The sequence below is a fragment of the Streptomyces sp. BA2 genome (assembly GCF_009769735.1).
GTDB lineage: Bacteria > Actinomycetota > Actinomycetes > Streptomycetales > Streptomycetaceae > Streptomyces.
In genome coordinates this window covers 6,591,959-6,617,072 of sequence record NZ_WSRO01000002.1, presented here as the reverse complement: position 1 = coordinate 6,617,072, position 25,114 = coordinate 6,591,959, and the positions used below count along the sequence as shown (strand labels likewise).

General features: G+C 70.3%; 25 protein-coding genes. 2 read left to right on the top strand and 23 right to left on the bottom strand.

Annotated elements, in window-relative coordinates; all coding sequences use genetic code 11:
- Positions 1–10: 10 nt before the first annotated feature.
- The 17 genes from whiG to proS all read right to left on the bottom strand — a co-directional run bounded on the left by whiG (position 11) and on the right by proS (position 14,123).
- The gene (gene whiG / locus E5671_RS32730) at positions 11–853 is read right to left on the bottom strand and encodes an RNA polymerase sigma factor WhiG (RefSeq protein ID WP_160507467.1); all 843 of its coding nucleotides are present in this window, start codon (positions 851–853) and stop codon (positions 11–13) included.
- Between the two features lie 347 nt (positions 854–1,200).
- The gene (gene dprA / locus E5671_RS32725) at positions 1,201–2,367 is read right to left on the bottom strand and encodes a DNA-processing protein DprA (RefSeq protein WP_160507466.1); all 1,167 of its coding nucleotides are present in this window, start codon (positions 2,365–2,367) and stop codon (positions 1,201–1,203) included.
- A complete protein-coding gene (locus E5671_RS32720; protein ID WP_160507465.1) occupies positions 2,364–3,983 on the bottom strand; it encodes a YifB family Mg chelatase-like AAA ATPase in 1,620 nt (539 codons plus the stop codon). Before E5671_RS32720 ends, dprA begins: the two co-directional genes overlap by 4 nt.
- Positions 3,983–4,360 (bottom strand): YraN family protein, encoded by a 378-nt coding sequence (locus E5671_RS32715; protein ID WP_160507464.1) that lies wholly within the window; start codon positions 4,358–4,360, stop codon positions 3,983–3,985. Before E5671_RS32715 ends, E5671_RS32720 begins: the two co-directional genes overlap by 1 nt.
- A gap of 162 nt (positions 4,361–4,522) precedes the next feature.
- The gene (locus tag E5671_RS32710; RefSeq protein ID WP_003965949.1) at positions 4,523–4,831 is read right to left on the bottom strand and encodes a DUF2469 domain-containing protein; all 309 of its coding nucleotides are present in this window, start codon (positions 4,829–4,831) and stop codon (positions 4,523–4,525) included.
- 55 nt (positions 4,832–4,886) lie between these two features.
- The gene (locus tag E5671_RS32705) at positions 4,887–5,438 is read right to left on the bottom strand and encodes an NUDIX hydrolase (RefSeq protein WP_160507463.1); all 552 of its coding nucleotides are present in this window, start codon (positions 5,436–5,438) and stop codon (positions 4,887–4,889) included.
- A complete protein-coding gene (gene lepB, locus E5671_RS32700; RefSeq protein WP_160507462.1) occupies positions 5,428–6,195 on the bottom strand; it encodes a signal peptidase I in 768 nt (255 codons plus the stop codon). Before lepB (E5671_RS32700) ends, E5671_RS32705 begins: the two co-directional genes overlap by 11 nt.
- A gap of 80 nt (positions 6,196–6,275) precedes the next feature.
- Positions 6,276–7,241 carry a signal peptidase I gene (gene lepB / locus E5671_RS32695; RefSeq protein WP_160507461.1) on the bottom strand — a complete coding sequence of 322 codons (966 nt, stop codon included), beginning with the start codon at positions 7,239–7,241 and terminating at the stop codon, positions 6,276–6,278.
- Positions 7,132–8,211, bottom strand: coding sequence for a signal peptidase I (lepB, locus tag E5671_RS32690; RefSeq protein ID WP_160507460.1), 1,080 nt, complete (start codon positions 8,209–8,211; stop codon positions 7,132–7,134). Before lepB (E5671_RS32690) ends, lepB (E5671_RS32695) begins: the two co-directional genes overlap by 110 nt.
- A complete protein-coding gene (gene lepB / locus E5671_RS32685) occupies positions 8,204–8,923 on the bottom strand; it encodes a signal peptidase I (protein ID WP_160507459.1) in 720 nt (239 codons plus the stop codon). Before lepB (E5671_RS32685) ends, lepB (E5671_RS32690) begins: the two co-directional genes overlap by 8 nt.
- Before the next feature lie 45 nt (positions 8,924–8,968).
- Positions 8,969–9,319, bottom strand: coding sequence for a 50S ribosomal protein L19 (rplS, locus tag E5671_RS32680; protein ID WP_160507458.1), 351 nt, complete (start codon positions 9,317–9,319; stop codon positions 8,969–8,971).
- Positions 9,320–9,452: 133 nt separating this feature from the next.
- Entirely contained in the window at positions 9,453–10,274 is an 822-nt protein-coding gene (trmD, locus tag E5671_RS32675) for a tRNA (guanosine(37)-N1)-methyltransferase TrmD (protein ID WP_160507457.1), read from the bottom strand.
- A complete protein-coding gene (gene rimM, locus E5671_RS32670; protein WP_160507456.1) occupies positions 10,274–10,837 on the bottom strand; it encodes a ribosome maturation factor RimM in 564 nt (187 codons plus the stop codon). The genes trmD and rimM overlap by 1 nt, the downstream gene beginning before the upstream one ends.
- Before the next feature lie 113 nt (positions 10,838–10,950).
- Entirely contained in the window at positions 10,951–11,190 is a 240-nt protein-coding gene (locus tag E5671_RS32665; RefSeq protein ID WP_030361979.1) for an RNA-binding protein, read from the bottom strand.
- 2 nt (positions 11,191–11,192) lie between these two features.
- Positions 11,193–11,630 carry a 30S ribosomal protein S16 gene (gene rpsP, locus E5671_RS32660; RefSeq protein ID WP_160507455.1) on the bottom strand — a complete coding sequence of 146 codons (438 nt, stop codon included), beginning with the start codon at positions 11,628–11,630 and terminating at the stop codon, positions 11,193–11,195.
- A gap of 208 nt (positions 11,631–11,838) precedes the next feature.
- The gene (locus E5671_RS32655) at positions 11,839–12,435 is read right to left on the bottom strand and encodes a hypothetical protein (protein WP_160507454.1); all 597 of its coding nucleotides are present in this window, start codon (positions 12,433–12,435) and stop codon (positions 11,839–11,841) included.
- 272 nt (positions 12,436–12,707) lie between these two features.
- Positions 12,708–14,123: a proline--tRNA ligase gene (gene proS, locus E5671_RS32650; RefSeq protein ID WP_160507453.1), complete on the bottom strand. Its 1,416-nt coding sequence runs from the start codon at positions 14,121–14,123 to the stop codon at positions 12,708–12,710.
- A 227-nt stretch (positions 14,124–14,350) separates the two neighbouring features.
- Here proS and E5671_RS32645 point away from each other — a divergent pair, with 227 nt between their 5' ends.
- Positions 14,351–15,214 (top strand): SAM-dependent methyltransferase, encoded by an 864-nt coding sequence (locus E5671_RS32645; protein WP_160507452.1) that lies wholly within the window; start codon positions 14,351–14,353, stop codon positions 15,212–15,214.
- 6 nt (positions 15,215–15,220) lie between these two features.
- Here the strand turns inward: E5671_RS32645 and E5671_RS32640 are convergent, their stop codons facing one another.
- Positions 15,221–16,129 carry a LysR family transcriptional regulator gene (locus E5671_RS32640; protein ID WP_160507451.1) on the bottom strand — a complete coding sequence of 303 codons (909 nt, stop codon included), beginning with the start codon at positions 16,127–16,129 and terminating at the stop codon, positions 15,221–15,223.
- Positions 16,130–16,199: 70 nt separating this feature from the next.
- Here E5671_RS32640 and E5671_RS32635 point away from each other — a divergent pair, with 70 nt between their 5' ends.
- The gene (locus E5671_RS32635; protein ID WP_160507450.1) at positions 16,200–16,823 is read left to right on the top strand and encodes a maleylpyruvate isomerase family mycothiol-dependent enzyme; all 624 of its coding nucleotides are present in this window, start codon (positions 16,200–16,202) and stop codon (positions 16,821–16,823) included.
- On the opposite strand, the gene ftsH is transcribed toward E5671_RS32635, so the two are convergent.
- From ftsH to E5671_RS32610, 5 genes are all read right to left on the bottom strand, one after another.
- A complete protein-coding gene (gene ftsH / locus E5671_RS32630; protein ID WP_160507449.1) occupies positions 16,820–18,760 on the bottom strand; it encodes an ATP-dependent zinc metalloprotease FtsH in 1,941 nt (646 codons plus the stop codon). The genes E5671_RS32635 and ftsH overlap by 4 nt on opposite strands.
- Positions 18,761–18,867: 107 nt before the next feature.
- Positions 18,868–20,421: a signal recognition particle protein gene (gene ffh, locus E5671_RS32625; protein WP_160507448.1), complete on the bottom strand. Its 1,554-nt coding sequence runs from the start codon at positions 20,419–20,421 to the stop codon at positions 18,868–18,870.
- A 341-nt stretch (positions 20,422–20,762) separates the two neighbouring features.
- Positions 20,763–23,228 (bottom strand): [protein-PII] uridylyltransferase, encoded by a 2,466-nt coding sequence (locus E5671_RS32620; protein WP_160507447.1) that lies wholly within the window; start codon positions 23,226–23,228, stop codon positions 20,763–20,765.
- Between the two features lie 67 nt (positions 23,229–23,295).
- Positions 23,296–23,634, bottom strand: coding sequence for a P-II family nitrogen regulator (locus tag E5671_RS32615; protein ID WP_150493276.1), 339 nt, complete (start codon positions 23,632–23,634; stop codon positions 23,296–23,298).
- Positions 23,631–25,001: an ammonium transporter gene (locus E5671_RS32610; protein ID WP_160507446.1), complete on the bottom strand. Its 1,371-nt coding sequence runs from the start codon at positions 24,999–25,001 to the stop codon at positions 23,631–23,633. Before E5671_RS32610 ends, E5671_RS32615 begins: the two co-directional genes overlap by 4 nt.
- Between the last annotated feature and the right edge of the window lie 113 nt (positions 25,002–25,114).

The following is a 25,114-nucleotide window of genomic DNA, read 5'->3' as shown; positions in this document are numbered from 1 at the left end:
TTCAGCGCGCTCAGCGGCCGAAACTCGCCAGCTTCGCCCGCAGCTGGAGCACGGATTTCGTGTGGATCTGGCTCACGCGGCTCTCCGTCACCCCGAGCACGTTTCCGATCTCGGCGAGCGTCAGGCCTTCGTAGTAGTAGAGCGTGACGACGGTCTTCTCCCGCTCCGGGAGCGTGTTGATCGCGCGCGCGAGCAGCCGCCGCAGCTCGCGGTCCTCGGCGACCTCCACGGGGTTGTCGGCCGCGGTGTCCTCGAGCGTGTCCATCAGGCTCAGCCGGTTGCCGCCCTCGCCGCCGACGTGCAGCAGCTCCTCGAGGGCCACCACGTTCGCCAGCGACAACTGGCTGAAAATGCCGTGCAGTTCCTCGATGGCGATCCCCATCTCGTGGGCGACCTCGCCCTCCGACGGGGTCCGCCGCAACTGCGCCTCGAGCGTGGCGTACGCCCGCTCGACGTTGCGCGCCTTCTGCCGCACGGACCGGGGGATCCAGTCGAGCGCCCGGAGTTCGTCGATCATCGCGCCACGGATGCGGGTGATCGCGTACGTCTCGAACTTGATGGACCGCTCGATGTCGAACTTCTCGATCGCGTCGATGAGACCGAACACCCCGGACGACACGAAGTCCGCCTGCTCGACATTGGGCGGAAGCCCCACGCTGACCCGGCCCGCGACATACTTCACCAGCGGCGAGTAGTGCAGGATCAACTGCTCGCGCAGCCGCCCGTCCCCCGTGTCCTTGTACGACCGCCACAGCTCGTCCAGCGACGAGGGTGCGGGTGGCCGCTCCCGCTCGCCGCTACGGGCGGCGGGGGGAGCCGCCGCCCGATCGGACCCTGAGGTGTGCTGGGGCATTTGTTGCCTTGAGCCGTTCTGCCGTGAACTGGTGAGGTCGCGCGAGCCGTGCGAGCCGATGGATTCGCCCGCGCCCGCGAGGTGATGAGTTTGCGTGAAGTGAATGAGGTTGTCCGTCTGCTTGCCCGTGATTGCCTGTGGCTGCCTGTCCGCGTCGGAATCCTTGTGAGCGTAGCGTGACTGCAGTGTCGCAGTGTGCGAACAGTAGGGGATCTCGCGTACGCAGATACGTTCCGCTGGGCGTCCCGCCGGGTAACCCTCATCGCGGTGCGTGACGACCGCGCAGCGTCAACTGCGGGCATTCCCAAGGCCATCGGGGGTTCATCCAGACGGCCGAACACGCTCGGTCACGAACCGTCTCCCTTCGGCAAGACCGACACAATCGCCTGGCGTGTCAACTGCCAGCCGTCGCCGTGTCGTTCGACGAACCCCAGTGAGCGCAACTCGTACAACCGACCGATCGCTTCGTCCGCCCCCGTGCCCGCGCCGAGTGCGATCTCCCGAGCCGACACACTCCCCCGGCCGGGCAGGGCGGCCAGGACACGCGCGGCATCCGGGGCGAGCAGATCGCGTGGCACGACGGGGCCACGCCGCTCCGGTGCCAGCTCGCCCATGTCGCCCACCAGCTCGACGATTTCCGCCGCGTCGGTCACCAGGACTCCATCACGACGCAGGAGTTCGTGCACCCCTGCCGACAGGCCGCTCGTCGCGGGACCCGGTACCCCCATCGTGAACCGTCCGAGCTCCTGCGCACTGCGCGCCGTGGCGAGCGCACCGCTGCGGTACGCGGCCTCGACGACGACGCTCCCCCGGGTGAGGGCGGCGATCACGCGGTTCCGGAGGATGAATCTGCTCGGCGTGGGATGGTCCCCGGGCGGCAACTCCCCCACCAGCAGACCCTGTTCCGCGATCCTCCTGAGCAACTCGGCGTGACCTCGCGGATAGGCCCGGTCGACCCCGCAGGCAAGGACCGCGACCGTGGCCCCACCGGCTCCCAGCGCTCCCCTGTGCGCGGCCCCGTCCACCCCATAGGCGCCGCCCGACACGACCACCCAGCCCCGCTCGGCCAGCCCCGCGCCCAGACCGGCCGCCATGTGCGCCCCGTACTCCGTGCAGGCCCGCGCGCCCACCACGGCCACCGACCGCAGGGCCCATATCCGCAGGCTGGGCTGCCCCCGCACCCACAGCCCCACCGGCCGCGCGTCCCCGAGGTCGTCCAACTGGACAGGCCACTCCGCCTCCCCCGGGCACACGAACCGCACCCCGGCGTCCCGCGCCACCGCCAGATCCCGCTCGGGCCGCGCCTTCCCGGCCCGCGCCCGCAGCCCTTCCCACCGGACCGGTGTCACCCCGTCAAGCAGCTCCTCCCCCTCGACCAGCCGCCGCACCACTTCGACGGCCCCGCTCTCGCGCAACCACCGCCCGCCCACCTCGTCCCCCGGTTCGAGGATCCGCGTCAGGGCGACCCTGGCCAGCCGCTCTTCCTCCGGGGCTGAGCCCGGGGCCGGGGTCATGTCAGCGCCCCGATCGCCATCGGAACACCCCGCGCCACCCCCGTACGCAACTGCAGCGCCAGGGCGACGTCCTGCGTGGCAGGCCGGTCACGTCCTGCGAGGTCCGCGACGGTCCAGGCGACCCGCAGGACACGGTCGAGCCCCCGGGCGGTCAGGAAGCCGCGCTCCAGGTCGAGTTCGGCGGCGTCCAGGGCGCCCGGCTCGGCGGGCCACCGCGTGCGCAGGGCGTGTCCCGGCACTTCGCTGTTCGTCCGCCAGCCGGTGCCGGCCAGCCTGGCCGCCGCCCGCTCCCGGGCGGCGCGCACCCGGTCGGCGACCGTCTGCGTGGAGTCACCCGGAGTGCCGTACCCGGCCAACTCGGATCGCGTGACGGGCTCCACCTCGACCTTGAGGTCGACCCTGTCGAGCAGCGGGCCCGAGAGCCGTGCCTGGTAGCGGCGGATGACGGACGCCGGGCATTCGCAGCCGTCGCCCAGCAAGGTGTGCCGACCACACGGACAGGGGTTGGCCGCGAGCACCATCAGGAACTTCGCGGGCAGCCGCACCACTCCCGCGCTGCGAGCGATCACCACATGGCCCGCTTCCAGGGGCTGACGCAAGGAGTCCAGGGTCTGGCTGCTGAACTCCGGCGCCTCGTCGAGAAAGAGCACCCCCCGGTGAGCCAACGACACCGCCCCCGGCCGCGCGATTCCCTTGCCACCGCCCACCAGCGACTGCATCGTCGCGGAGTGGTGCGGCGCGCAGTACGGCGCGGTGTCCACCAAGGGCTTGCCCGGTGGCAGCATCCCCGCCACGGAGTGGACGGCTGTCACCTCCAGGGACTCCTCCCTGGTCAGCCGGGGCAGGATCGCCGGCAGCCGCTCCGCGAGCATCGTCTTTCCCGCGCCCGGCGGGCCCTGCAGAAAGAGGTGATGCCCGCCCGTCGCCGCCACCTCCACGGCGGTCCGGGCCGAGGCCTGGCCGATGACGTCGGCGAGGTCCAGGGCAAGGGCGTCGTCCAGGCCGCCGCTGAGCCCCGTGCCCACACCGGTCCCGGGCACACAGAGCCCCGCGAGCATCGGATCGGGCCGCCCCGGTTCGTCCGGCTCCTCCTCCGGCACCGGCTCATCGGTCAGCACGGCGATCAGCTGCCGCAGGCTGCGCACCCCGAGCACCGAGACCCCGGGCACCAGAGCCGCCTCGGCCGCCGTGCACTCCGGGACGACGACCTGCTCATATCCCGCGTCCGCCGCCGCGAGGACCGCGGGCAGCACTCCCCTGACCGGTCGCACCCGCCCGTCGAGCCCCAGCTCGCCGATCATCACGATGTCGGTGAGAGTCCGCGGATCGATCCGCTCCGCCGCGCCGAGCACCGCGCAGGCGATCGCGAGATCGAAGCCGCTGCCGCCCTTGGGCACCGACGCCGGGCTGAGGCCCACCGTGAGCTTCTTCTGGGGCCACTCCCCGCCGGAGTTGACCACCGCGGCCCTGACCCGGTCCTTGCTCTCCGTCAGGCTCTTGTCCGGGAGCCCGACCAGCGTGAACGCCGCGACGCCCGGCTCCAGGTCGGCCTGCACCTCGACGACCACGCCCTCGACGCCCACCAGCGCCACGGAGCACGTACGCGCGAATCCCATCAGGCCACCCCCCGCGCGTGCTCCACGACAGGGGCGCCGCGGCGTGGGATCAGCACGCCGACGAGGTCGATCCGCACCCCGCCCGGCGGTGGGCCTCCGCGCTCCTCGATCCAGCGCTCGGCCAGGCGCCGCAGCCGCTCCGCCTTGGCCCGGCCCACGGCCGCCATCGGATGCTGATAGATCCCCGGGCCGGCCAGGCCTGCTCTGCGCGTCTTGACCTCACAGACGACCAGCGCTTCGCCGTCCATCGCCACGATGTCGATCTCGCCGGTTCTGCCTCCGCGCCAGTTGCGCTCCAGAACCGTCATTCCGGCTTCACCGAGCCGCCGCGCGGCCAGATCTTCGCCGTACCGCCCCAGTGCCCCACGTGCGTTCATGTCGGAACCACCTCCGACACCCACACTGGGGCTCAGCCCCGAGCGTTGTGGATCTTGGTGGACGACTCACGCGTTGTGAAAAACTCGCTCACCCGTGCCGGTGAACCCGCGTCGGCAAACCCGTGCCGTCGAACCCGTGACGGTGAACCCGTGACGGTGAACTCAGCCTCCCGGCAGCTCGAGATCGCTCTTGTTGAGCTCCTCGATATTCACGTCCTTGAACGTGAGGACGCGCACCTGCTTCACGAACCGTGCGGGCCTGTACATGTCCCACACCCAGGCGTCCGCCATCGACACCTCGAAGAAAACCTCACCCTGGACGGAGTGCACCTGCATCTCGTAGTCGTTGGTGAGATAGAAGCGCCGTTCGGTCTCGATCACATATTTGAACAGACCGACGACATCGCGGTACTCCCGGTAGAGCTTCAGCTCCATCTCGGTCTCGTACTTCTCGAGGTCCTCGGCGCTCATGGCATGTTCCCCTTCAGCCGTGCGTCCCCCTATTGTGCGTCAGCCCCTGGAGCCTCTACACGATTTCCGTGTCGAGGGTCTCGGGCCGGCTCGGAGGACCCTCGTCGAGCAGCTTGCGAAGCAGCTCGGCGAGCCTGGTCGGATACACCGTCTCATGTGCCTCGGTCAGTTCCTGGCACGTCCACCAACGCGCTCCCGCGACACTCCGTCGTTCGAGCTCCGTCAGCCCTGTGGCCTGCGTGTACGTCTGTGACGTACGCGCCAGGAAGTACCGCTCGTCCTGGTCCCAGCGCCGTCCGGCGAAGGGGAAGGAGCAGATCCGCTGCCACAGGGCGGGGCCGAGCTCGACCTCGATGATGCCCGTCTCTTCCATCAGTTCACGCAGTGCGGCCTGTTCATGCGTCTCGTCGCCCTCCAGACCACCGCCCGGCGTGAACCACCAGTCGTCCGCCGCGTCCTCCGGCTCATGGCCGTGCAGCAGCAGGATCCGGTCCTGCGGGTCGAGCAGCACCACCCGCGCGACCCTGCGCAGCGCCTCCGGCTCCGGCCCCGGCCCCTGCCCCTGCTGGGGCTGGGGATGGGGATGGGGATGGGGCTCAGCCGGCATGAGCCGTCGCCCCCGAGCGGTCGCGGCTCTGCGGACGCTCACGCCCGCGCCGCATCCGCTTGGCCACCGGACCGTACGCGGCGCCGCCCAGGACGAGGACGGCACCGGCCACCACCGCCCACACCATGAGCCGCACGGGCCCGGGGTCGGAGATGCCGCCCGGCATGTCCGCGAAGCCCTCGGGGCGCTCCAGCGTCCCGAACTTGTCCATCGGCCAGGCCACCGCGTCGACCCGCCCCTCCACCGCGCCGCGCGGCACGGACCCGTGGTTGGAGTCGCCGAGGTGCACGCTGGAGTCCAGGGAGCCACTGCGCTCGTCACCGAGCAGGAAGAGGTTGCCCTCGGGGACCGTGGTGGCCGGGATTCCGGTGGCAGCGGCGCCCTTGCCCTCCTGGAGATACGGTTCTGCGACGGGCTTGCCGTTGACCATCAGCTTGCCGTCCGTGCAGCAGGAGATCCGGTCGCCGCCGACACCGACCACGCGCTTGACCATCGGCAGGTCGCCCCAGCTCGCCTGCTTGAAGACGACGACGTCGCCCCGGCGCACGTCGCTGCCGTCCATCCGCTCCGCGAGGACCCGGTCGCCCGCACCGATCGTCGGCGTCATCGACCCGGTGGGAACGGTGTACGGCTGGTACACGACGGCGCCCCATACGAAGCCACCCAGGAAGAGCACACAGCCAAGGGCCACGGCCAGCCCCGACAGCATGCTGCCGAGCCGTCCGTGGCCCTCGTCCGTACGTTGTGTCCTGCTCATCCCAGTGCTCCCCCATATCGGAGACGACCCCGCGCCCCTACGAACAGGAGCACGGAAGATCAGCGATCTGGGACGGCACCCTACCCGGCGGTACCTCCACCAGAAACCCTCGCGGCCTGGGCAGCGGCCACCGTGAGCCGACGCCTGCGCCAGAGCACGACCGGCACCGCGCCCGCGAGCCCGAGGGCCGCCGGGGCCGCGCTCATCGCGGCGTTGATGCCCTGCTGATCGAAGGTGTCCGGCTTGGGCAGCGTCGCCCAGCGGGTGGGCGGCCAGGCGATCACGATGGCGCGGCCCACGACGTTGTCCACGGGGACGGCGCCGCCGCCGGCCTGGTTCTGGTGGTAGCGGGAGTCCAGCGAGTTCTGCCGGTGGTCACCCATGACCCAGATTTTGCCCGCGGGGACGGTGATCTTGAACTGGCCGCCCTGGTCGTCGACGCTGCACGGGGTGTTGCCCTCGAAGACGTACGGCTCGTTCAGCGCCTTGCCGTTGACCTTCACCGGTCCTGTGCCCTTGCACTCGACCGTGTCGCCGCCGACCGCGATGACCCGCTTGATCAGGTCCTTCTCGTCGGCGGACGGCATCAGGCCGACCCAGCCGAGGACCCGCTGAATCGCGTTCGGGTCGGGTGTGGGCTCACCGTCCAGCCAGTGGCCGGGGTCCCTGAAGACGACGACCTCGCCTCGCTCGGGCTCCGAGCCGAACCACGGGGTGAGCTTGTCGACCAGGACGCGGTCGCCCTTCTGGAGCGTGTTCTGCATCGAGTCCGAGGGAATCGAGAACGCCTGCACCAGGAAAGTCTTGATCACCAGCGCCAGGATCAGCGCGATGCCGATGAGGAGCGGCAGCTCCTTCCAGAAGGAGCGGGGCTTCTTCGCCCCCTTGGCCGGCTTCCCGTCGAGATCACTGGGTGCGGGCCTGGTGCCTGCGGCGTCACTCCCGGGGTTCACCCCGTCCACCGCGGCCTCGGGCTCGTCTGATCGCCCTGGCTGCTCCTCGGGCCCACCGTGTCCGGACCGTGCGCCGACCGCCACATCCCCCACATCCACTCCTCAGTCCGTGCCGCTGCCCGCTCCTGATGCGATGCAGGCCCACCACTCCCATAACGAGCGGGAGTTCCGCAGGGGTCGGGAGTCCGGTCAATCCGTATCGATCGCCGTGTGCCACCCTATGCGACGGCCCGAGGGCCGTGTCCGACCCCGCACGCGCGTCGGGCACCGACGCGTACGTCTCGGGCTCCTCCAGCTTGCGCCAGTGGTCGAAGGGCCAGGCGATGACAAGTGCGCGCCCCACCACGCTCTCCTCGGAGACGGTGCCGCTGAACTTCTCGGTGCGGTGGAAGCGGGAGTCTGCCGAGTCGGAGCGGTGGTCGCCCATGACGAAGAGGCGCCCTTCGGGGACCTTCACCTCGAAGTCGAACGACGAAGGCTCATCACCTGGGTTGATGTACGGCTCGGTGAGGGGGACTCCGTTGACCGTGAGTTTCTTGTTCTTGTCACAGCACTTCACGGTGTCGCCGCCGACGCCGACCACGCGCTTGATCAGGTCGCGTTCGTTGTCGGAGGGCAGCAGTCCGATGAAGGAGAGGCCTTCCTTGACCTGCTTGACGACTACGGGGTCGTCCTTCTTCTTGGTCTGTTCATCCTCGAGCCAGTTGCCGGGGTCCTCGAAGACGACGACGTCGCCGCGCTCGGGCTTGGAGCCGAACCACGGGGTGAGTTTGTCGACGAGGACGCGGTCGCCGATCTTGATCGTCTGCTCCATCGAGCCCGACGGGATCACGAAGGCCTGCACCAGGAAGGTCTTCAGGACCAGGGCTATAAGCAACGCGACGCCTATGAGGAGGGGTATCTCCTTGATCGCCGAGCGCCGCCTGCGCCGCTTGACCTTCCGCGCGAGCTTGCGCCGCTCGGCCCTTCCGGGCAGTACGGGCCCTGTGGTGGGCCGGGAGCCTGTGGGCAGCCGGGTGTCGGCTCGGTGACTGGCGGCGCGTGTCCGTCCGCGGTTACCCATGCGCGCCGCCTGGTGCCGGCACGCGCGCGTAGCTGTCGGGGCGCTCCAGGGAGGTCCAGTGCCCGATGGGCCAGGCGATCCAGTCGGCCCTGCCGATCACGGAGTCCACGGGGATCATGCCGCCGCCGGGCTGGCCCAGGTGATCGCGGGAGTCACGGGAGTCGCTGCGGTGGTCGCCGAGGAGGAACAGGCTGTCTTCGGGGACGACGACATCGAAGCGCACCTTGGAGGGCGCGTCCCCCGGGTACAGGTACGGCTCGTCGACGGGCTCGCCGTTCACCTTGATCCTCCCCCGCTTGTCGCAGCAGACCACGCGGTCTCCCCCCACCCCTGCGACCCGCTTGATGTAGTCGGCATCTCCGAAGTAGCCGCTGCCGTCGAAGACGACCGCGTCACCTCGCTGCGGCTCGGAACCGAAACGGTACGCCAACTTGTTGACGAGTACGCGGTCTCCGACCCGGAACGCGGGCTCCATGGAGCCGCTGGGGATCTGGAACGGCTGCATCACGAAGGTGCTGACAAGCAGCAGGGACGCCATGCAGATCAGCACTGTCAGGGTGGCTCTGCCGCCGGGCACCCAGGACACGAAGGACACAAAAGCGGAGCGCGACCGGTCCTCCGCCCCCTCGGACTCTCCGTCGCGCTCGGCGCTCGGGGAATCGGTGGGTGGGGAGGAGCGGTCGCGCTCCGTGTGCTGTGCTTCGGTGTCCATCGGGGCCAGATGGTATCCGGCTCCGCTGTGGACCCGTGCGCGAGCTCAGTTGTCGCGCTTCTCCTTGATCTTCGCGGCCTTGCCGCGCAGCTCACGGAGGTAGTACAGCTTCGCGCGACGCACGGCGCCGCGGGAGACGAGCTCGATCTTCTCGACGATCGGCGTGTGCACCGGGAAGGTGCGCTCGACGCCGACGGAGAAGGAGACCTTGCGGACCGTGAAGGTCTCGCGCACGCCGGCACCCTGGCGGCGGATGACTACGCCCTTGAACTGCTGCACACGGGAGCGGTTGCCCTCGATGACGCGCACGTGGACGTTGACGGTGTCACCCGGGCGGAAGGCCGGGATGTCGGTGCGCAGCGAAGCGCTGTCGACGGAGTCGAGCAGGTTAGCCATGATCGTCTGCTTTCTTCACTGATGCCACAGGTCATCAGCGGGAAGGTCGTGATGAAGGATTCGATAGCTGTTCGCGTCGGGCGGGCGTCTTTCCCCCTGTGGCAGGGGCGCACGCTGGACGTACAGCAGCGGCCTATTGTTCCACGGCCTCGGGGTCTCGCCCAAATCGGCCGTCGGGACCCGGACGCCACCCCAGGATCGAGAGCATCTCGCGGTCCTTCTTGTCGAAGGCGGCGGGGTCGCAACGCTCGATCAGATCGGGCCTGTTGCGGACCGTGCGCCGCAGCGCCTCGTCCCTGCGCCAGCGCGCGATCTTGCCGTGGTGGCCGCTGATCAGCACGTCCGGGATGCCGTGGCCGCGCCACTGGGGAGGCTTGGTGTAGACGGGGCCTTCGAGGAGGTTCGCCATGGCGCCCGGCGCGAAGGAGTCGTCGCGGTGGGACTCGGCGTTGCCGAGGACGCCGGGCAGGAGCCTGGCCACGGCCTCGGTGACGACCAGGACGGCCGCCTCGCCGCCCGCGAGGACGTAGTCGCCGATCGACACTTCGTAGACCGGCATCCGGGTCGCGTACTCGTCCATGACGCGGCGGTCGATGCCTTCGTAGCGCGCGGGCGTGAAGACCAGCCAGGGCCGCTCGGAGAGCTCGACGGCGAGCTCCTGGGTGAAGGGCCGCCCGCTGGGCGTGGGGACGACGAGGACGGGCCCGTGGGCCCCGCCCTCGTACCCCTCGGCGAGCACGTCGTCGAGCGCCGCGCCCCAGGGCTCGGTCTTCATGACCATGCCGGGGCCGCCGCCGTAGGGGGTGTCGTCGACCGTGTTGTGCCGGTCGTACGTCCACTCCCTGAGGTCGTGCACGTTCACGTCGAGCTGGCCACGCGCGCGTGCCTTGCCGACGAGGGAGACGTTCAGGGGTTCCAGGTACTCGGGGAAGATCGTGACGACGTCGAGCCGCATCAGGCGTCGTCCTTCGCGGGACCCTCGTCGTCCCGCGCCGATGCGATCTCCGCGCGGTCGTCGATCAGGCCGGGCGGCGGGTCGATGATCGCCCGCTGCTCCTCCAGGTCGATCTCGGTGACGATCGCCTCCACGAAGGGGATCATCACCTCGCTGCCGTCGGGCCGCTCCACGATGAACAGGTCCTGCGAGGGCAGGTGCGAGATCTCGGTGATCCGGCCGACCTCGATGCCGTCCTTGGTGACGATGTCGAGGTCCATCAGCTGGTGGTCGTAGTACTCGTCCTCGTCCTCCGGGAGCTCTTCCGGATCGACCTCCGCGATCAGGAGCGTATTGCGGAGCGCCTCGGCGCCCGTGCGGTCGCGTACGCCCTCGAAGCGCAGCAGGAGGCGGCCACTGTGCACCCGGCCGGTCTCGATGGTCAGCGGCCCCGTGGAGGCGGGGTCGGTGGCGAGGACGGCGCCGGGCCCGAGCCGCAGCTCCGGCTCGTCGGTGCGCACCTCGACGGTGACCTCACCCTTGATGCCATGGGCGCGGCCGATCCGCGCGACTACCAGCTGCACTGCTCTCTCTCCTGTCGTGTGCCTACGGAAGGGGCCCGTAAGCGCCTACAGACGACTACGGGCCGGGGAAGGCCCAGAAGCCCTCCCCGGCCCGTGCCGGTGCTACCTGTGGTTCAGTGAACCTGGTCCACGTCGACGAGGTCGACGCGGACACCGCGGCCGCCGATGGCGCCCACGACGGTCCGCAGAGCGCGCGCGGTCCGGCCGTTGCGGCCGATCACCTTGCCGAGGTCATCCGGGTGAACCCGGACCTCGAGCACACGCCCCCTGCGCAGGTTGCGCGAGGCGACCTGCACGTCGTCGGGGTTGTCGACGATGCCCTTCACGAGGTGCTCGAGAGCCTCCTCGAGCATGCTCAGGCCTCGGTCGACTCGGTGGGCGCGGCCTCGGCCGCGTCCGCCTTCTTGTCAGCCTTCTTGGCCTTCTGGGTGATGGCCTCACCCTTCGCCTCGTCGCCCTCGAGGCCCTTGGTGAAGGCCTCGAACGCGGCGCGCTTGTCCTTGGGCTCGGCGACGAGCAGCGGCGCCGGGGCCGGAAGGCCCTTGTGCGCCTGCCAGTCACCGGTGAGCTTCAGGATCGCCATGACCGGCTCGGTCGGCTGAGCGCCGACGGAGAGCCAGTAACGCGCGCGCTCCGAGTCGACCTCGATGCGCGAGGGGTTCTGCACCGGGTGGTACAGACCGATCTCCTCGATGGCCCGACCATCACGGCGGGTACGGGAGTCGGCGACGACGATGCGGTAGTGAGGCGAACGGATCTTGCCCAGACGCTTCAGCTTGATCTTGACTGCCACTGGAGTGGTGTCTCCTGGTCTTGACGTGGTTGGGCACAACGAGATGCCACGTGGGGTTGCGGTACTCGGGGTGCCCGATGGACGCGTCAGCCGGAGGCGAGAGGGTTCCTATGCGGCTGTCGAGTACAGCTAGCCATTGTGCCACACGTCGCCGGGGCGTCCGACATCAGTCCGGACGCCCCGGGCGACGCAGCTCCAGCTCAGCCCGTCAGCGGGCGACGGCGCCGACCACTTCCGGGATACGGAAGGGCTTGCCGCAGCCGCCGCAGACGATGGGCGCCTGGGCGAGCACCGAAGGCACCACGCGGACGTTGCGCCCGCAGTCGCAGACCGCCTTGACTCGGACACCGCCCCCGGAGGAGCCGTGCCGGGCGGCCGGACCCCGGAAGCTGCGTGCCGTGTCGGCGGCGGTCGCCGCGGTGTGCGCCTTGAGGGCACGCTGGAGCCGCTCGATCGTCGGGCGATAGCGCTTGCGCGCCTCGGGGTTGAGCGTGACCAGCGAGAAGCCGCTGCTGGGGTGCGGCTCCTCGGGGTGGTCGAGGCCCAGCTCCTCGGCGATCGCGAGGAATCTGCGGTTGTGATAGCGGCCCGCGCGTGAGGTGTCGCGTACGCCGCGTGACGCGGCGATGCCATGGACTGCCTCATGGAGCAGTCGCTCGAAGGAGAGTTCGGCGCCGCAGGCGGACGACGACTCTCCGATCAGGGATTCGGGCGCGGCTAGATCGGGCAGCTCGGGGTGGTGCCGCTGAATATCGGCCCACGCCTGTGCCAGCTCTGCGGCGAGAACAGGTGGTGTCGTGCTCACGTCGTGAACAACGAGCCGGGATGCCCAGGGGTTCCATTCCGGGGCATCCCAAATAATTTGCACGTACCCGTCAGTTGCCGTTGATGTGCCATTGATGCGTCCGGACGAGGGCGGGTGCGCTGATCTGCCCAGAAGCCTCGCAGCTCATGGCAAGCCGGTACGTAGTGGCGCGTACGCCCCGGCGCGTAGAACAACCACTCACACCGGGGCTTGTGTTGCCTGAGCAGGCGTACGGGCCGGGAACGAGCGCGCTGGTACCGGAGGCGCCCTCGTCAGTATGCGCGGGCGACCACAGCGACGTTACCCGGGGTCGCATCGGCGTCAGGCACCGCCCCGTCCGCCGTGACCAGACACCGTACGGACACGGAGTGCTCCGCGAGCTTCGCCTCGCCCTCCGGGCCGAGCGTGGCCCAGGGGATGCGCGCCCAGCCGCCGGCGGCCGCGGCCTCCACGGCCTGGTCGACGGTGGTGACGTCCGAGGTGCGGGACTCCCGGCGCTCACGGGCCTGGTCGAGGAGCAGCTTCTGGTCCTCTTCGAGGACGGTGGGCAGCAGCGCGGCCAGGGAGTCGATCGCGACCGGCTCCTTGCCTCCCCTGATGCGGCGGGCCAGCATCGCGGTGCCGTTCTCGAGGTCGCGAGGCCCGACCTCGACGCGGAACGGCACTCCCTTGAGCTCCCAGTCGACGGCGCGGCGCCCGAAGGGGGTGTCCGTGCGGTCGTCGACCTTGACGCGCACGCCCGCGGCCTTGAGGCGGTCGCCGATCTCGCGGACCTTGGCGAGCACCGCGTCGTCGCCCTTGATGGCGAGGACGACGGCCTGGATCGGTGCGAGGCGCGGCGGGACCCGCAGGCCGCTGTCGTCGCCGTGCATCATCACCAGGGCGCCGATCATCCGTGTCGTACTGCCCCAGGACGTCTGCCAGACGAGCTCCTGCTTGCCTTCCTTGGAGAGGTACTGGGTGTGGAAGGCCCTGGCGAAGTTCTGCCCGAGTTCGTGGCTCGTGCCGAGCTGGAGGGCCTTTCCGTCGCCCATCATGCCTTCGAGCGTGAGGGTGTTGATGGCGCCCGCGAAGCGCTCCCGCGCGGTCTTGCGGCCCAGGACGAAGTCCATCGCGAGGACGTCCCGCATGAAGGCCCCGTAGACGTCCTGGTGGATGCGGGACGCGAAGTCGCGTGCTTCCTCGTACGTCGCGTGGGCCGTGTGGCCCTCCTGCCAGAGGAACTCCGACGTCCGCAGGAAGAGGCGGGGCCGCAGCTCCCAACGGACCACGTTCGCCCACTGGTTGATCAGGAGCGGCAGGTCGCGGTAGCTCTGCACCCACTTGGAGAAGTACTCGTTGATGATCGTCTCGGAGGTGGGGCGGATGACGGCCGGCTCCTCGAGATCCTTGCCCCCGCCGTGCGTGACGACGGCCAGTTCGGGGGCGAAGCCTTCGACGTGCTCGGCCTCCCTGGTCAGGTACGACTGGGGGATGAGGAGCGGGAAGTACGCGTTCTGGGTGCCCGTCTCCTTGATGCGGGCGTCCATGTCCTGCTGCATGCGTTCCCACAGGCCGTAGCCGTACGGTCGGATCACCATGGTGCCGCGCACCGGGCCGTTGTCGGCCAGTTCTGCCTTGCTGATCAGGTCCTGGTACCAGCGCGGAAAGTCTTCCGCCCGGGGCGTGAGAACGGGTGCCTTAGCCATGGCGCGCATGGTACGGCGGGCCTCCGGAGAGCGGGAATTGAATTCCTCCGGGGCTCCTGCGGGGGGCGCACGACGGTGGCACGCAAGCATTGCCCCACAACCTCTGGACGCCGCGACGGATGCGGAGTTCTCTGGCATACGGGGGGAGTGCGAGCGCACTGCACGGGGGCGGACGAACCGTTTGAATACGACACTCCAGCAACTCTCGGCGGATTGGGGCGCTTTCGATGACACCTACACTCGCGCAGCCGCACCTCCCCCGCGCGGGCACGACCCCCCGCGGCGTGGACCGGTGCGCACGCGCGCGTGACTGGGCGGAGATCCAGGAACGGATGCTGGTTCCGCTCTATGAAGCGGTGTACGAACGACTCGACGTGGACGGCGGAACACGGCTTCTCGGGCTCGGCTGCGGTTCCGGACTCGCCCTCCTGATGGCGGCGTCCCGGGGCGCGTCGGTCACCGGCGTCGACCCCTCGGCACCCGAACGGCTCGCCCTGGCGCGCGATCGCCTGCTGCCCGACACGAGTTCGGACGCACGGCCGCACGGCGGCACCCGGCTCGTCGAGGGAGGCCCCGCCGACGTCTCGGGGCCGGACGCGCCCGCCTTCAACATGGTGACCGCGTTCCAGCCGATCGGCTGTGTGGCGGGCGACTCCGAAGGCCTCTCCGGCCTCCTGGAGGCCACCGTCCCGCTGACCGGGCGCGGCACCCCTGTGGTCCTCGTCGGATGGGGTCCGCCGGAGCGCTGCACGACCTCTTCTGTACTGAAGGTGGCGACCAAGCTCGCCGACCCGCTCCGTAGTACGGGAAGTTGGCGCCCCGCGCTCCGTGACGACCTGGAGGAGGTCGCCCAGCGGGCGGGCCTCAAGCCGGACGGCTCGGGTCGCGTCGCGTGCCCCTTCGGGTACGCGGACACGGACAGCGCGGTCCGCGGTCTGCTCTCGACGGGCCTGTTCGACGCGGCGGTGGGCGCGACGGATCAGGTCCAGGTCGACAAGGAGCTGACGGAGGCCCTGCACCCGCACAAGCGGCGGGACGGGACCGTGTGGATGCCGAATGTGTTCCGGTACTTGATCGCGCGTACGCCGTAGCCCCGGCTAGCTTCGCCCCAGGGCTGTCCGCAGCCGGTCGAGGAGCGCCCTTGCCGCCGGGCTCGCGGGCCCGTCCGTGCGCCAGGCCAGGGCGATCCTGCCCCGGGGCCGCGGATCGGTGATCTCCAGGGTCCGCAGCCCGTACGCGGCCGCCGTACGCGGTTCGAGCGCCGGCAGGACGGCCACGCCCAGACCGCGGACGACGAGTTGCACGAGGACCTGCGGAGCGGCCGCCTCGAAAGCGACGCGGGGACGGATGCCCGCCTGCGCGCAGGCACGGTCGAGCACCCCGCGTACGCCGGTACCGCGCGGCAGGGTGATCAGCGGGCGGTCGCGGAGCCCGGCCAGCGGAATCGTCGTACGCCCCTGGGGCGCGAGCAGGGAGTCGCCCGGGAGCACGACGGCCACCAGGGGTTCGTCGATCACCGTCCGCAAGGAGATGCCCGGCGGGGGCTCCTCGTCCGTCAGGCCGAGGAGGGCGATGTCGAGTGCGCCGCCGCGCACCGCGGCCAGCATCCGGTCCGAACTGTCCTCGGTGAGGGCGATCTCGACTCCGGGGTGGTCGTCGTGGAAGTCGGCGAGTACGGAGACCACATCGACCTCGTGGGTGGCCGCGCCGGACACCAGGCCGAGCGCGATCTGGCCGCGGAGCAGCCCGGTGAATTCGTCCGCGGTGTGCCGCACGCCCTCGACGGCGGCGAGCGCGGCCCGCGCGAACGGCAGGACGGCCTCGCCCACCTCCGTAAGCGTCACCGAACGCCCCGAGCGGTCGAGCAGTTGCTGTCCGAGCTCCTTCTCCAACTGCCGGACCTGGGCGCTCACACCCGGCTGGGCCAGGTGCAGTCGGGCGGCGGCGCGGGTGAAGTTGGCCTCCTCCGCGACGGCGACGAAGTACTGGAGCTGACGGAGTTCCATAACCGGGCATGCTAGCCGCGAGAAGATCAAGCTCTTGGACTTATGGCGGGGCGCTCGACACCCTGGAGAAGTGGACATCAGAACCGCTGTCGCCGCCGAACGCCATGACCTCGCCGCCCTGCTCGACGATCTGTCGCCCGCGCAGTGGGAGGTGCCAACTCTGTGTGCGGGGTGGCGGGTCAGGGAAGTGGCGGCCCATATGTCGCTGGGCTTCCGGTACTCGCTCCCGAAGACGCTGGCCGAACTCGTCAAGGCGCGCGGAAGCCTCCACCGGATGACCGACCGGTGCGCCCGCAAGGACGCCGCCGCCTACTCCACGGGGCAGCTCGCCACGTTCCTCAGGGACAACGCCGACCACCCCTGGCAGCCGCCCATGGCCGGGATCGAGGGAGCCCTGGGCCACGACGTGGTGCACGGCCTGGACATCTCGGTGGCCCTGGGACTCGAACGCAGGGTCCCTCTGGACCGTGTCGGCATCCTTCTTAAGAAGGTCACGCCCAAGAGCACCAAGTTCTTCGGGGCGGACGTCGCCGGCGTCGAACTGCGCGCCGACGACGTCGACTGGAGTTACGGCACGGGCACCCCGCTGACCGGCGCCGCACAGGACCTCCTCCTCGTCCTGTACGGCAGGAAGCTCCCCCCGGGCCGCCTCCGAGGGGAGCCGCGGGGCCGCTTCGTCACCGAACCCGCCTAGTCGACGTCCTTGGTGAGCCGTGTGATGCCGACGACCCGGTACGCCGCCTCCTCCTCCAGGGTCTCGTTCTCCAGGAGTGCGGCAGCCAGGGCGTCCAACTGCTCCCGATGGTCCCTCAGTAGCCGGCACGCGCTCTCGTAGCACTCGTCGACGATCCGGCGCATCTCGTGGTCGATCACGTCGAGGGTGCCGGGGGCGGCCGAGAGCCCGTAGGCCTGTTGGGCGTCGTTCGGCAGTGCGGAGAGCCGGCCCACGCGCTCGCTCATGCCCCAGCGGCCGACCATGCCGCGGGCGATGTTGGTGACCTGTTCCAGGTCGCTCTCCGCGCCCGTGGTGATGACTTCGAAGACGACGTGTTCGGCCGCCATGCCACCGAGGGCGCCGACGATCCGGCCGCGCAGATACTCCTCCGTGTACGCGTACTTGTCGGCGTCCGGCGTCGAAAGCGTGACGCCGAGCGCGCGCCCCCGGGGAACGATGGTGATCTTCCGGACCGGGTCGGCGCCGGGCTGCAACATGCCGAGCAGGGCGTGTCCGCTCTCGTGGTACGCCGTGCGCCGCCGCTCCTCGTCGGGCATGACCAGCGGCCGCTCGGCACCGAGCTGGACCTTCTCGAGGGCCTCGGAGAGGTCGGCCTGCGTCACTTCCTTCTGCTTGCGCTTGACGGCGAGCAGGGCGGCTTCGTTGGCGAGGTTGGCCAGTTCGGCGCCGGTCATCCCCGGTGTCGTACGGGCGACCTGGGCGAGGTCGATGTCGCTCGACATCGGGATCTCACGGGTGTGGATCTTGAGGATGGCCTCGCGTCCGCCGCGGTCGGGCGGGCTGACGGTGACGACCCGGTCGAAGCGTCCGGGGCGGGTCAGGGCGGGGTCGAGGATGTCGGCGCGGTTGGTGGCCGCGAGGACGATGACCCCTTCGGAGCCAGAGAAACCATCCATCTCGGTGAGAATCTGGTTCAGCGTCTGCTCACGTTCGTCGTGCCCGCCCATCCCGCTGCCGCCGCCACGCGCCCGTCCGATGGTGTCGATCTCGTCGATGAAGATGATGGACGGCGCGACTTTCCTGGCCTCGGCGAAGAGTTCACGTACGCGCGAGGCGCCGACGCCCACGATCATCTCGATGAACTCCGAGGCGGACGCCGAGAAGAAGGGCACCCCTGCCTCACCGGCGACGGCCCGCGCGAGCAGCGTCTTGCCGGTGCCGGGCAGGCCCGCGAGCAGCACGCCTCGCGGCATCTTGGCGCCCATGTCGCGGTAGGCGGCGGGGTTCTTCAGGAAGTCGACGACGTCACTGAGCTCGCCCTCGACCTCGTCGATGCCCGCCACGTCCTCGAAGGTGGTGCGCTTGTCGCCCGGTTCGAGCTCGACCGGCTTCGGCGGCGCCTTGCGGCCCAGCATGCCGCCCGCACCGCCGCCCATGCCCGAGCTCATCCGCCGGGCGATGAAGATCCACAGGAAGACCAGGAGCAGCATCGGGGCGAGCGAGATGAGCAGGTTGGAGAGGAAGCTGCGCTCCTGGACGACGGGCTCGGCGGTGACGGTGACGTCGTGCTTGGTGAGGTCGTCCCAGAGCTTGTCGTCGGCGAAGGCGGGCCGCTGGGTGGTGAACTTGGTGTACTTCCCCTTCTCGTCGCCCGGCTTCTCCTGCTCCTTCTTGAGCTGCCCCTGGATCGCGTCGCCCTTGGAGTAGATCTTCGTGACGTTCCCGGAGTCGACCTGCTTGCTGAACTCCGTGTACGAGATCGTCGGCTCGTCGCCCTCGTCGAGGAAGGAGAGGACGAGGTTGGCGATGAGGTAGACGATGAGCGCGGTGAGGATGAGGCGGCCCCATCCGCCCGGCATCTTCTTCTTCGGCGGCGGCTTGGGCTCGGGCGGGGGCGCGCCCTCGGAGCGCCATGGCTGGTCGGGCGCCCGGCGCGGCGGCACAGGGTTGCTCATATCCGGACGTTACGACACAAACATGGGCTGGGCACCTGCGCCGAAAAGCGCCTGGGGCGCCCCTCTCGGCAGAGGGGCGCCCCAGACGGCGTACGAACTACAGGGCCTCAGCCCATGAACTTCTTGAACTCGTCCGGCAGCTCGAAGTTCTGCCCCTGCTGCCCCGCGGGGAGGCCGAAGGCGCCGCCTTCCTGGGCCGCCTGCTCGCGGCGGGCGGCGGCCTCCTGCTCCTCCTGCTTGCGCTTCATCGGGTTGCCCGACTTCCGCTTGCCCTTGGCCTGCTTCTGCTTCTTCTTCTGCTTGCCGGCGCCACCGCCCATGCCCGGCATCCCGGGCATGCCCGGCATTCCGCCGCCCTGGGCCATCCGCGACATCATCTTGCGGGCCTCGAAGAAGCGCTCGACCAGGTTCTTGACGGCGCTGACCTCGACGCCGGAGCCCTTGGCGATACGGGCGCGGCGCGAGCCGTTGATAATCGTCGGCTCGTGGCGCTCGCCCGGCGTCATCGACTTGATGATCGCGGCGGTGCGGTCGACGTCCCGCTCGTCCAGGTTGTTGATCTGGTCCTTGATCTGCCCCATGCCGGGCATCATCCCGAGCAGCTTGCTGATGCTGCCCATCTTCCGGACCTGCTCCATCTGGGCCAGGAAGTCGTCGAGCGTGAAGTCCTTGCCCTTGCTGCTCGCCAGCTTGGAGGCCATCTTCTCGGCCTCTTGCTGGGAGAAGGTCTGCTCGGCCTTCTCGATCAGCGTGAGCATGTCGCCCATGCCGAGGATGCGGGACGCCATGCGGTCCGGGTGGAACGCGTCGAAGTCGTCCAGCTTCTCGCCGTTCGAGGCGAACATGATCTGGCGGCCTGTGACCTGCGCGATCGACAGGGCGGCACCACCGCGGGCGTCACCGTCGAGCTTCGACAGGACGACGCCGTCGAAGCCGACGCCGTCACGGAAGGACTCCGCGGTGTTGACGGCGTCCTGACCGATCATGGCGTCGACGACGAAGAGGACCTCGTCCGGGCTGACGGCGTCGCGGATGTCCGCGGCCTGCTGCATCAGCTCCTGGTCGATGCCGAGGCGGCCGGCGGTGTCGACGATGACGACGTCGTACTGCTTGGTCTTGGCGAAGTCGATCGAGTCCTTGGCGACCTGAACGGGGTCGCCCACGCCGTTGCCCGGCTGGGGGGCGTAGACGCCGACGCCCGCGCGCTCGGCGACGACGGACAGCTGGTTCACGGCGTTCGGGCGCTGGAGGTCGCACGCCACCAGGAGCGGCGAGTGGCCCTGCCCCTTCAGCCAGAGGCCGAGCTTTCCGGCGAGGGTGGTCTTACCGGCACCCTGCAGACCGGCGAGCATGATGACGCTCGGCGGGTTCTTGGCGAACCGCAGGCGTCGCGTCTCGCCGCCGAGGATGCCGATGAGCTCCTCGTTGACGATCTTGATGACCTGCTGGGCGGGGTTCAGGGCCTGGGAGACCTCGGCCCCGGTGGCGCGCTCCTTGATCTGCTTGATGAAGGCCCGGACGACGGGGAGGGCGACGTCCGCCTCGAGCAGGGCGATGCGGATCTCGCGCGCCGTGGCGTCGATGTCCGCCTCGGACAGGCGGCCCTTGCCCCGGAGGTTCTTGAATGTCGCTGCGAGGCGGTCGGAGAGAGTGTCGAACACGGCGGTCGCGAATCCTCGGGTTGGGGGCGGGCGGATAGGTCGCCCTCCAGGGTATCTGCCCCGCCGGGCGGGCGGGCCCGCAGGAGCGGGGCGGGGTTCGTCACTCCGTGACGGGGGGCCGCCCCGTCTATCGCCCCGGGCAGCGGGCCTGCCGAGCGGGGCTCTCCCACCCACCCGCCCGTTCACCCCGTATCCGCCCCTGAACGAACAAGCTTTCCCGCCCACCCACCCGATTACCCCGCAGCGACCATCGACGGACATACCGGCACGGCCCCGCACCCACACACGCACCAGCACCGCACCGCAGCCAAAGCAGCCCCGCAGGGACCCGCACCCTCCCCCTACCCCCGCAACCCCTCCTCCACAGCCCGAGCCACCCCCGCAGCCCGCTCCCCCGACAGCGGCGCCCCCGCGCCCTCCCCCTCTCCCGTCACGTAAAACGCATCCACCGCATTCGCCCCCAGCGTCGACACATGCGCACTCCGCATCACCACCCCCGCCGACTCCAGCGCCCGGCCGATCCGGTGCAGCAGGCCCGGCGCGTCCTGGGCCCGTACCTCGATCACCGTCGCGAGGCGTGAGCCCGCCGAGGCCACCGTGACGCGAGGCGGCGGCGCGACAGTCCCCCGCCGCCTCGGGTACGCCGCGTCCCGTTCCGCCAAGCGCGCCGCGATGTCCAGCGACCCGTCCAGCGCCCGCACCAGATCCGCCCGCAGCCGCGCCGCCTGCGGCAGCGACCCGTACTCCGCCGCGACCCGCCAGTTCAACAGCAGCACCGAGTCCTCGATGCCGGACGGCAGTCCCACCCCCCGAAGCTCAGCCGTCCGCACCGCGAGCCGATGCATCGCCAGGACCCCCGCGACAGCGGACAGCACACCCGGCTGCTCCGGCACCGCGATGATCAGCTCCACGCCCAGCGGCTCGGGGTCCCCGGCCGGCTCCTCCGCCGACGTACCCTCCGTCTGCGCACGCAGCGCAAGCACAGGCCCACCCGTACGGAACGCCTCCACCGCGAGCCGCTCCTGCTCGGCGGTGGGAGCGACGTCCTCCGCACCTTCCGGCTCGTCCCCGGACAGCACCGCGCCCACCCGTTTCACCAGGTCGGCGACGAGCGAACCCCGCCAGGCGGACCACGCCGCGGGGCCGGTGGCCAGCGCGTCCGCCTCCGTCAGTGCGTGCAGCAACTCGAGGGTCCCCTGCGAACCCACCGCGTCCGCGACCGCCCGTACCGTGGCCGGGTCGTCGAGGTCCCGCCGCGTGGCCGTCTCGATGAGGAGCAGGTGATGCCGCACCAGGGTCGCGAGGACCGCCACATCGCCCCGGTCGAAACCGATCCGGGCTGCGACGTCCCGCGCGATGATCTCCCCGGCCACGGAGTGGTCCCCCGGCCAGCCCTTCCCGATGTCGTGCAGCAGCCCGGCCACAAGGAGCAGGTCGGGCCGCCCCACGCGCCGGGTCAGCTCCGAGGCCCGCACCGCCGTCTCCACCAGATGCCGGTCGACGGTCCACGTGTGCACGGCATTGCGCTGCGGCCGGCACCGCACCCGCTCCCAGTCGGGCAGCAGGCGAGTGATCAGCCCTTCCGCCTCCAGCGCCTCCCAGACCTCGACCGTCGGACGCCCCGCCCCAAGGAGCGTCACCAGCTGCTCCCTCGCCTCCGCGGGCCACGGCGTGGGCAGCGGCCGCACCGCCGTCGCCATCCTGCGCACCGCGTGCAGCGACAGGGGCAGCCCCGCCTGGGCGGCAGCCGCGGCGGCCCGGAGCGGCAGCACCGGATCCCGCTCGGGCCGGGCCGCCCGGGCGAGGACAACCTCCCCGTCCTGCTCCACGATCCCCTCGGCCAACGGCGACCGCTCGGCCGCCACCCCCTTGCCGCCCCCCAGCATGGCCCGCAGCCGAGGCCGCACGGACCGGGACCGCAGCACCCTGCCCACCTCGCGCCACGTCACGTCACTCGCGTACGAAACGGTGCGCGCGGCCTCGTACACCTGACGGAGCAGAGTGTCGGCGTCCAACAGGCCCAGTTCCGCAGCGACTTGATCCTGTTCCTGCAGCGCCAGCCGGTCTGTGGCCCGCCCCGTGGTCAGATGCAGCGCGTCCCGGACGTCGAGCAGCCGTCGCCGGGCGTCGGCGAGCCCCTCACGAGGCGCGTCGGCCAGCCATGAAGCGGCGACGGCCCGCAAGGCGGTCGCGTCCCTCAGGCCGCCCCGGGCCTCCTTCAGGTCCGGCTCCAGGAGATAGCTCAACTCCCCCTGCCGCTCGGCCCGTTCATCGCACAGCTCCCGCAGCTCGGGCAGCCGCTTCGGCGCGAGGTTCCGCCAGTCGGCGAGCACCGCCGTACGCAGCCCCGCAGTCAGTCCGAGATCCCCCACGACGTGCCGCGCGTCGAGCAGCCCCAGCTGCACCTTGAGGTCCTCGCCCGCGGTCTTGCGTGCCTCGGCGGGCGTCCGCACGGAGTGGTCGAGCGCGAGGCCGAGATCCCAGATGGGATACCAGATGCGGTCCGCGAGGGCCGCCACCTCACCGGCGTCCGCGCTCCCGTCGTGCAGCAACAGCAGATCGAGGTCGCTGCGCGGCGAGAGCTCCCCCCTGCCGTACCCGCCCACGGCCACCAGTGCGGCCCCCCGTGGCGCACCCGCGGCCGTGAAAAGGCCGGTCAGCCAGTCGTCCGTGAGATCGGCGAGTGCCGAACGGCGCGGCGGCCCGGACTGCGCCTCCCCTTGAAGGAGGCGCAGCCGGGCCGCCGCATAGCCGCTGGGTCCGGAGTCTTCCGAGTCCGATTCAGTACGTACGTCCACACTCGTCACCCAGCAGCTCCTGTCAGTCCCGCTCAGTTCCGCTCAGTTCAGCCTGCTCAGCCCTGCCCGGTCCGGATCACAGCGCATCCGGCCCGCGTTCGCCGGTCCGCACCCGGACCGCGGTGTCGACCGGGACGCTCCAGACCTTGCCGTCCCCGATCTTGCCGGTTCGGGCGGCCTTGACCACGACATCCACGAGCTGTTCGGCGTCGTCGTCCTCGACCAGGACCTCGATCCGGATCTTCGGCACGAGGTCGACGGTGTACTCCGCGCCACGGTAGACCTCGGTGTGACCGCGCTGGCGGCCGTAGCCGCTGGCCTCGGTGACGGTCAGGCCCTGGACGCCGAAGGCCTGGAGGGCCTCCTTGATCTCGTCGAGCCGGTGCGGCTTTACGACCGCGGTGATGAGCTTCATGCGTCCACCCTTTTGTTCTTCTCGCTCGCAGCCTTACCGGCGTCCTGAGCCGGCGGGCCGGGCACGGAGGCGGCGGTACGGGGCGCCGTGCCACCGCCCGCGCCACTGAAGTCGTACGCGGTCTCGGCGTGCTGCACCTGGTCGATGCCCGCGACCTCCTCGTCCTCGCTGACCCGCATCCCGATGGTCTTGTCCACCAGGAAGGCGAGGACCGCGGAGGCGATCATGGAGTACGCGAGGACGGCGCCGACACCGGCGGCCTGCTTGCCCAGCTGTTCGAGGCCGCCGCCGTAGAAGAGGCCCTTGGCGTCGGACTGGACGCCACCGGTGGCGAAGAAGCCGACGAGCAGCGAGCCCACGACACCGCCGACGAGGTGGACACCGACGACGTCGAGGGAGTCGTCGTAGCCGAACTTGAACTTGAGGCCGACAGCCATGGCGCAGAGCAGGCCGGCGATGGCTCCGATGGCGATCGCGCCGAGCGGCGAGCAGGAGCCGCCGGACGGGGTGATCGCGACGAGGCCGGCCACGGCACCGGATGCGGCGCCGAGCGTGGTGAACGCGCCGTGCCGGATCTTCTCGTAGGCGAGCCAGGCCAGCATGGCCGCGGCGGTGGCGACCTGCGTGTTCAGGAACATCATCGCGCCGACGCCGTCGTCGTTGCCCAGCCACGATCCGGCGTTGAAGCCGAACCAGCCGAACCACAGGAGTGCGGCGCCGAGCATGACCAGCGGCAGGCTGTGCGGCCGCATCGGGTCCTTCTTGAAGCCGACGCGCTTGCCGATGACCAGGATCACGCCGAGCGCGGCGGCACCGGCGTTGATGTGCACGGCCGTACCACCGGCGAAGTCGATGACGCCGAGCTCGAAGGCCCAGCCGCCGGCGCCCCACACCCAGTGCGCGACCGGGAAGTAGACGACTGTGGCCCAGAGCGCGACGAACAGCGCCCAGGCGGTGAACTTCACGCGGTCGGCGAGCGCACCGCTGATCAGCGCGGGCGTGATGATCGCGAACATCAGCTGGAAGACCGCGAAGACGTAGACCGGGATGGTGTAGCCGTCCCACAGCTCGTTGAGCCCTATGCCGCTCAGCCCGACGTAGTCGGACGACCAGCCGAAGAGGCTGCCGTGGTCGGTGCCGAACGCGATGGAGAAGCCGTACAGCACCCAGAGGATGGTGACGATCCCCAGACTGATGAAGCTCATCATCAGCATGTTCAGCGTGCTCTTGACGCGGACCATGCCTCCGTAGAAGAAGGCGAGTCCCGGCGTCATGAGCATCACCAGGGCGGAACAGATGAGCATGAACCCTGTGTTGGCGGCAGACAGCTGCGGGGCGTCTGCGGCGATCGTGATGCCTGGGGGCATCGGCGTCTCCTCGTCGTCGTATGCGGCCCGTGCGGGCGGGGCAAGAGGGGGTGGGCCGTTATGCGCCATGAGATTGGCCCAGTGCCGTTTCAGGGGGCGCCCCTCGATGTTTC